The organism is Polynucleobacter sp. 39-46-10 (assembly GCF_002282275.1).
This window is the reverse complement of record NZ_NCJB01000127.1, coordinates 1-6,419: the sequence shown is the minus strand read 5'-3', so window position 1 is coordinate 6,419 and position 6,419 is coordinate 1. Positions and strand designations below refer to the sequence as shown.

The window sequence follows — 6,419 nt, the reverse complement described above, 5'->3', positions numbered from 1 at the left end:
CGCACCGTCCCGCAGGATAAAAACATCCGCACCTACCGTAGAGCCAAGCAAAATCAAGCAGAGTCAGCCACAGTCAGCCCATTTAGCAAGCCCATTCCCACTTTCATTTATAATTTCAATTCTTGGCCTGGTAGCTCAGTCGGTAGAGCAGAGGATTGAAAATCCTTGTGTCGGTGGTTCGATTCCGCCCCGGGCCACCAAGAATTTATAAACCACCTTCGGGTGGTTTTTTCATTTGCTAGACTGTGCTTACTTACTCATAAGAGGCCATATGTCTGCTGTTCGAAATATCCGAATGCTCACACGCTATAACAAGTGGGCAAACAATATGCTTTTAGCCGCCATTGCTACTTTGCCACCTGACGAGGTGACTAAACAGCGTGCCGCGGCATTTGGTGGAATGTCATTCGCTTTAGCCCACATCGGCATTGTTGATCAAATATGGCGAGCCCATTTACTTGGAATAGAACACGGACTAAAGTCTCGCACTACTGAGTCGCCAGATGCTTTAGTGTTGCTGGCGGAGAAGTTAAATCAAATGGCTGATTGGTATATTCAATATGCTGACAGAATGAGTGAGCCGTTACTTAATGAAAAGGTTCATTTTTCCTTTGTTGATGGCGGTGCTGGAGAAATGACGAGAGGAGACATTCTGATTCATGTCTGTAATCACAAAGCATTTCATCGCGGTCATATTGGAGATATGTTTTACCAATCAGGCTATAGGCCGCCCCCAATAGATTTGCCTGTGTATATAAGAGATGCTTTTAATGAATCAGAGCTTGGATAAGGCATCCTGTAGCCCTGGTCGATTTCGCCCCGGGCCACCAATATTTACGATAGCCCACTTGTTGGGCTATTTTCTTTTTGGTCTTGGCGGGGTTAATCGCTATTAGTATCTGATATCCCTAGCGTGAACCGTCCTTTAAAAAGACAAATGAATTTTTCATACCTATGTCAGTCGATATCGCTTAAAACGACATTACTCAGACTCTAGTCTTAAGTAGGTTCTACTGATATTGCCTTTATGTAATTCATTAAAGTTGGCTAACTTTTCAAATTGTGGAGCATTGGATAATCCTTTTACAGCATTCTCAACGCCTGCCATTTCATCAGCATATTTTTTAGTGCCATCGACTAGAAACTTTAAGTAGTCACCAGTTTGTTTTTTAGCCTTTGCTAAATCGCAAACATTACCATGGCCAGGCAAAATGACTTTAGGAGCAATTGACCCAATCTTTGTAAAAGCATCTAGCCATGTTGTGGCATTACTCTGTGGCAGCACTCCCAAAATACGATCTACATAAATATGATCACCAGAGAACATGAGATTTTGTTGCGGAAGATAAATCACAACATCTCCAGCAAAGTGGGCATGGTTTAAATATTTAATTTGAACTTTTGTTCCGCCAAGGTTTAGCTCAACCTCATTTTGATTAATTGGGTTTTGAGCATAGGCTGGTTTTGTGTCATCAAAACGATCTTTTAAAACAGCCTTTACTGAATCTACTTGACTCATTGCCAATTGCTTTTGAGTCGCAATGGTTTTATGAAGAGCGATTACTTCTACCCCTTGGGATATAAAGTAGTCATTCCCCAACCAACGGTGATCTTGGGATCCAGTATTGATAACCCACTTTACTTTTTTGCCGGTGAGGTTTTGAACTTGTTTATCAATTAGAGCCGCCCCTTGTTTAGAGGCGCCACTATCAATCAAGATGACACCATCATTTGTAACAATAACGCCATAGTTGGCATTTAGGCCCTGATTCTCATAAGTTCTGCCGCCGATCTCACCAATTAGCGCGAAGGTGGTCTCGTTCACTTTTTGAGATGTTAATACCTCGGCTACAAGGTGGTGACTAAAAGTCACTGCCAATAAAAATGCGAAGAGATATTTTTTCATGATGAGATCCTAATGATTAGCATCATTATTAATTACGGTTTTTTATAAATTAAGTGTTATTAACCCTGACAATTGATTAAATTTCGTAAGTGTTGGAGAAAGACTTGCTATGTCGTTTAAAACGACATACATTAAACGATGAGTGTAAATAAAGGTCAGAAATGAATGCCTCAATTTTTCAGTTTGGTGAGCTCAAGCAAGAGTACCCAGTGCCAGTTCTTAATGAGAGAGTGGTTAGGGCTGCCGCAGGTATTTTATTTGTATTTGCCCTGATCTCATTTATGAATGCTTGGCTGATGGGGAACTTCTTCCCTACCAAGGTATTTGTATGTGCCTTTCTCATTGAATTTACGATTAGGATTTTCATAAACCCTAAATATGCGCCTGTCATGGTTTTGGCTCAGTGGCTAGTTAAAGGACAGCAACCTGAATACACAGGAGCTCCACAAAAGCGTTTTGCTTGGTCAATCGGATTTATCTTGGCCGCCACAATGTTCTATTTGGTAGTGCTAAAAAGTATTGTGGGGCCAATCAATATTATTGTTTGCGCTTCCTGCCTAGCGCTGATGTTTTTTGAAACCTCTTTTGGAATTTGTATCGGCTGTAAGATTTACAACCTTTTTAACAAAACCCAAGCCCAGCTATGTCCAGGGAACTCCTGTGATATCAGCACAGAGAAGCAGAACAATATATCTAAGAGTCAATTACTAGTATTAGTTTTATTTGCTTTGAGTGTTGCTACCTTATTCAATTATTTCTCTGGCAGCCCAACTAAGCCCGCATTGTCAGTAGCCCCTATCGAAGTAATTAATCAAGAGACAGACGCTAAAGAAGTTGAAAGATGTAAAGTGCCCGATTTTGCTAAAGCCATGGGGCATGAAGAAAAGTGGAAGCTACACAACAACTGTAAATAAAAGCTACTTATCCCCGGATTGAACTGTGTCGTTTAAAACGACATCTTATACGTATATATGCTTATATACGTATGTATAGGAGTATTACTTTCCTTGGTTTAATTTACTAGAGCCCCACTGATCTAATAGTCTTTGACTGTGAGCGGCTACACCCTCTAAAGAGTCTTGTGGCAATTGTTTGAGACACTCAGCCAATGCTTCTGGGCTGAGTTTTTCGGCAGGCTTATTTTGCTTAATCTCTTGAGGTGATTTGCCATCCCAAGCAAATGGATTATTAAAAGATGGTGTGTCGGGCAAGCAATCATCAGCATAAAAGGGCGCGTCATCTGAGGCAAAAGGTGTGAACGAAATTGTTCTTTCAAAAATGAGAGGCTTGCCAGTTGGCGTGGGTGGTGACGCAGGCATTGAGTAAATGGCTTTGCGAGCAAGCGCTTCTGCTTTGTCGGAAGTTTTCCAAAGTGTTTCTACTTTAGCGATGGAGCCATTTTGAGAAATCTCAATTCTGAATCTCACTTGTCCTTGGTCGGGCCCTTCAACAGCGGCACCCATCATGCTACGAACTTGCTTGCCCCAGGTGTGTCGATAGCCCTTACTATTTTTTAGCGTGTACTTGGATGCGAAAGCCCATTCTTCTGCTGTGGGGGCCGATGGTGCCTCTTGAGTGGCGGGCGCTTTAGTTGTTAGTGCTTGTGCTGATTGAAGAGGAATGATTTCTTCTTGTTTTGGCTTGGGCTCTTCTAGCTTAATAACAACAAGGTCATCTTTTTTCTTCGGTAGCTTTGTATCTGCTGGTACATACACAGACAACAAGACGATATGTAGTCCAAGCGATAGAACAATCGCCGCTTTAAAAGCAGATTGTGGCGTTTGAATCAGTCTATTAAGCAATGACAAACTTTAATCGGCTTGCTTTGCCAGTTTGACATTCATATTAAGCCAGTTGGGAATGCCATCTTCAGCTCGAACTGCCTTAAAGCCTTTTTCTCGAAGGCGCTTAACGGCTTCATAAGACAATACGCAGTAGGTTCCTCGGCAGTAAGCAACAATGGTTTTGGATTTTGGAAAGTCCCCTAAGCGTTCTTCTAATTCTTCAAGGGTAATATTGATTGCGCCCTCCAAATGAGAGTGAGCAAATTCTTCAGTAGGGCGAACATCTAATAAAGTAATTTCGCCACGCTTAGCCAATTTGAGAACTTGATTAACGGGCATGCCCTCAAGACTATCTCGTGAGCTGAGGTATTTGTCAACTAAGTTGTCAACCTCTTCAATATGGCGTTGCCCTACACCTTGTAGCTTTAAAAACAAATCAATCACATCGGAGTCGGCGATTTCATAAACAATAGACTTACCTTGCCTGCTGGTATTAACCAGACCCACTTGCTTAAGAACTTGTAGGTGCTGAGATACATTGGCAATCGGTAGCTTCACCTTCTTTGCTAGGTCTTCTACTGCCGTGGGGCACTGAATGATCAGTTCTATGAGTTCTAGGCGAACCTCAGAACCGAGGGCTTTCCCCAATTTGGCGAACTGCTCGAAAAGTTTTTGCTTGAAAGTGGCTTTTTGTTTGGGCATAATCATTCAATGATTTTATTGAATATAAGGAGGTGTGTAAATGCTTAAAAGTTTCTTGGTGGCAATTATCTCCTTAATTTCATTAGGCGCTTTGGCTAATAGCCCGATGCCGCAGGTGATCAATGGACAAAAAGCCTTGGTATTCATTAATCAAGACCCCCCGGGAACAAGATGTAATACCAACGTTCAAATTGCGGCAGAAATTGCTAATGCTTATCGATTGCCCATTTTGATTCTTCCTCAAACTGCTGTACCACCTTTAACACCAGCGCCCTCAGTTTGGTACAACGGACAAAATATTGCGGCTTCAGGTGGCGCACACAACGGCATGGTGAGCTATCAAATCATTGCCGATATTCTTGAGCTAGAAGGAACTACTAAGCAGAAGAAGCAAGGCAAGTTGTTTAACGACAGCGTAAGACCTGAGTTCGACAAATTCAAATCAACGATTAAAACTGGACAGTAAATGAGAAAACTATTAATTGCCTTAACACTTTCAACAATCGCCCTAACCCCCGCAATGGCTGATAACAAAGCTATTACCGTAGATGAAATGGCTGGCTATCTTGAGTTTGTAGACTATGGCGGGGGCACTATTTTTGCTGAGCAGATACCCGCTGAAGAATATAAAAAAATGTTTGTGATTGACGCTAGAGACAAAGCCCAGTTTGACAATAGCCATATTCCTGGGGCAGTCAATATCGAGTGGCGCCAAGTATTGTCACAAAAAGACAAAATTCCTAAAGATAAGCCAGTGTTGATTTACTGCAACACCGGTAGCCTATCCGCCCAAGCAGGATTTGCTTTAAGAGTTGCTGGTTATGAAAATCTCCGCATTCTTCAAGGTGGCTATGAAGAGTGGAAGACGAAGGGCGGCATGGACGCCTATAAGAAGGCTGTAAACAAGCAGCCTAAACACTAGCCATATCATGGACAACAAAGCGCATTGGGAACAAGTCTATGGCTCTAAAGCGCCAGATGCTGTCAGCTGGTATGCGCCCCATCTTGAGACTTCATTAAAGCTGATTCATCAGGCATCAGCAAATAAGAGCTCAGCCATCATTGATATAGGTGGCGGCGAATCCACTTTAGTGGATGACCTAATTTCTGAGGGTTATCAAGATATTAGCGTTTTGGATATTTCTCAAAAGGCGATTGATGTCGCAAAAGAGCGTATTGGCAAGGCGACCGATAAGGTTCATTGGTATTGTGCCGATATTACCCATGCAACCTTGCCGCAAAACTATTTTGATGTTTGGCACGATAGGGCGGTGTTTCATTTTTTAACTGAAGAGTCCCAGCGAGTGAAATATGTTGAGCAAGTAAAGCGGTCGGTTAAACATGGCGGTTATGTGATTATGTCTACCTTTGGTCCTGAGGGCCCAGAAAAATGTAGTGGCCTTGATGTAGTTCGTTATGACACAGAAAATCTTCATGGGCAATTTGGTAGGAATTTCAAGCTCATTGACAGCTCCACAGAAATACATAAAACCCCTGTGGGCACAACTCAGCAGTTTCTATATTGCTTTTGTAGGATGCAGTAGAGTCAGGCATCCTCGGCCCTGGTCAATTCCACCCCGGCCACCAAGAAATACTAAAACGATCTTCGAGTGGCCTTTTCTTTTTCTGATTAATATCTAAGAATTCTCTTGGGAGCTCAAAATGTTATTAATCACCTCAATTATTGCCTCCGCCTTAACGATCATCTTTATCAAACTCTCATTTCCGGTCATTAGACTTAGGAGAAAGAACAAGATTGGCTTGGGAAGCGGGGGTCATGAGGATCTTGAGAGGGCGATTCTTGCACAGGGAAACTTTGCTGAATACGTAGCCCAGCAAGGGCAGCTCACTGTGATCGCAAAGGATGGCGGTCAATGAGCGCTCTGACAAAAGAGGTTCTTGAAAAGTGTGCCCATGAATCCCATGCTGGTCTTTTAACTTTTCCCCAGGTATTGACTCGTTTAGTCGGTGTTGGAGTCGAATCTTATTTTGCCGACTATCGAGATCAGTCAACTACATATTATTTG

The 6,419-nt window shown here is 42.4% G+C and carries 9 protein-coding genes and 1 tRNA gene; 7 read left to right on the top strand and 3 right to left on the bottom strand.

Features of this window, described 5'->3' with window-relative positions; genetic code table 11:
- Positions 1–124 precede the first annotated feature (124 nt).
- A tRNA-Phe gene (locus B7X71_RS10445) sits at positions 125–200 on the top strand.
- Between the two features lie 71 nt (positions 201–271).
- Positions 272–790 (top strand): DinB family protein, encoded by a 519-nt coding sequence (locus tag B7X71_RS10440; protein ID WP_293598982.1) that lies wholly within the window; start codon positions 272–274, stop codon positions 788–790.
- A 192-nt stretch (positions 791–982) separates the two neighbouring features.
- Here the strand turns inward: B7X71_RS10440 and B7X71_RS10435 are convergent, their stop codons facing one another.
- Positions 983–1,906, bottom strand: a complete 924-nt coding sequence (locus B7X71_RS10435) for an MBL fold metallo-hydrolase (protein ID WP_293598981.1) — start codon at positions 1,904–1,906, stop codon at positions 983–985.
- A gap of 161 nt (positions 1,907–2,067) precedes the next feature.
- Between B7X71_RS10435 and B7X71_RS10430 the strand changes: the two genes are divergently transcribed.
- A complete protein-coding gene (locus B7X71_RS10430; RefSeq protein WP_293598980.1) occupies positions 2,068–2,820 on the top strand; it encodes a DUF4395 domain-containing protein in 753 nt (250 codons plus the stop codon).
- Between the two features lie 84 nt (positions 2,821–2,904).
- Here B7X71_RS10430 and B7X71_RS10425 read toward each other — a convergent pair whose 3' ends face one another.
- Both B7X71_RS10425 and B7X71_RS10420 read right to left on the bottom strand, forming a co-directional pair.
- Positions 2,905–3,714 carry an energy transducer TonB gene (locus B7X71_RS10425; RefSeq protein WP_293598979.1) on the bottom strand — a complete coding sequence of 270 codons (810 nt, stop codon included), beginning with the start codon at positions 3,712–3,714 and terminating at the stop codon, positions 2,905–2,907.
- Between the two features lie 3 nt (positions 3,715–3,717).
- Complete coding sequence (locus B7X71_RS10420; protein ID WP_293599699.1) at positions 3,718–4,398, bottom strand: metalloregulator ArsR/SmtB family transcription factor; 681 nt, start codon at positions 4,396–4,398, stop codon at positions 3,718–3,720.
- Positions 4,399–4,432: 34 nt separating this feature from the next.
- Between B7X71_RS10420 and B7X71_RS10415 the strand changes: the two genes are divergently transcribed.
- From B7X71_RS10415 to B7X71_RS10400, 4 genes are all read left to right on the top strand, one after another.
- Complete coding sequence (locus tag B7X71_RS10415) at positions 4,433–4,858, top strand: hypothetical protein (RefSeq protein ID WP_293599700.1); 426 nt, start codon at positions 4,433–4,435, stop codon at positions 4,856–4,858.
- Complete coding sequence (locus B7X71_RS10410) at positions 4,859–5,314, top strand: rhodanese-like domain-containing protein (RefSeq protein ID WP_293600702.1); 456 nt, start codon at positions 4,859–4,861, stop codon at positions 5,312–5,314.
- Positions 5,315–5,321: 7 nt separating this feature from the next.
- A complete protein-coding gene (locus tag B7X71_RS10405) occupies positions 5,322–5,936 on the top strand; it encodes a class I SAM-dependent methyltransferase (RefSeq protein WP_293600701.1) in 615 nt (204 codons plus the stop codon).
- Positions 5,937–6,054: 118 nt separating this feature from the next.
- Positions 6,055–6,270: an MAPEG family protein gene (locus B7X71_RS10400; RefSeq protein ID WP_293600700.1), complete on the top strand. Its 216-nt coding sequence runs from the start codon at positions 6,055–6,057 to the stop codon at positions 6,268–6,270.
- Positions 6,271–6,419: the final 149 nt, after the last annotated feature.